This window comes from Stenotrophomonas sp. A3_2, from assembly GCF_036624925.1.
Lineage (GTDB): Bacteria > Pseudomonadota > Gammaproteobacteria > Xanthomonadales > Xanthomonadaceae > Stenotrophomonas > Stenotrophomonas hibiscicola.
On sequence record NZ_JAZKVY010000189.1, the window covers coordinates 1 to 415 of the forward strand.

The 415-nt window shown below is 66.3% G+C and carries 1 protein-coding gene; it reads left to right on the forward strand.

Annotated features, from left to right (window positions below):
* Positions 1-415: DEAD/DEAH box helicase (locus R5H29_RS05645; RefSeq protein ID WP_332328894.1), on the forward strand; the 415-nt coding region annotated here is incomplete at both ends.

Consider the following 415-nt stretch of genomic DNA (forward strand, 5'->3'; position numbering starts at 1 on the left):
CGCGGGCGCGCATGCCGCGTAGCCTGATCCTGGAGCCGACGCGCGAGCTCGCCCTGCAGGTCGCCGAAAACTTCGTCCTCTACGGCAAGAACACCAAGCTGACCCACGCCCTGCTGATCGGCGGCGAGAGCATGACCGACCAGAAGGACGCGCTGATGCGCGGGGTCGATGTGCTGATCGCCACCCCCGGCCGGCTGATCGACCTGTTCGAGCGCGGCGGCCTGCTGCTGACCGATTGCCGCGTGCTGGTGATCGACGAGGCGGACCGCATGCTCGACATGGGGTTCATCCCGGACGTCGAGAAAATCGTGAACCTGCTGCCGAAGACGCGGCAGACCTTGTTCTTCTCGGCCACCATGGCGCCGGAGATCCGCCGGCTCGCGGATGCCTTTCTGAGCAACCCGAAGACCATCAG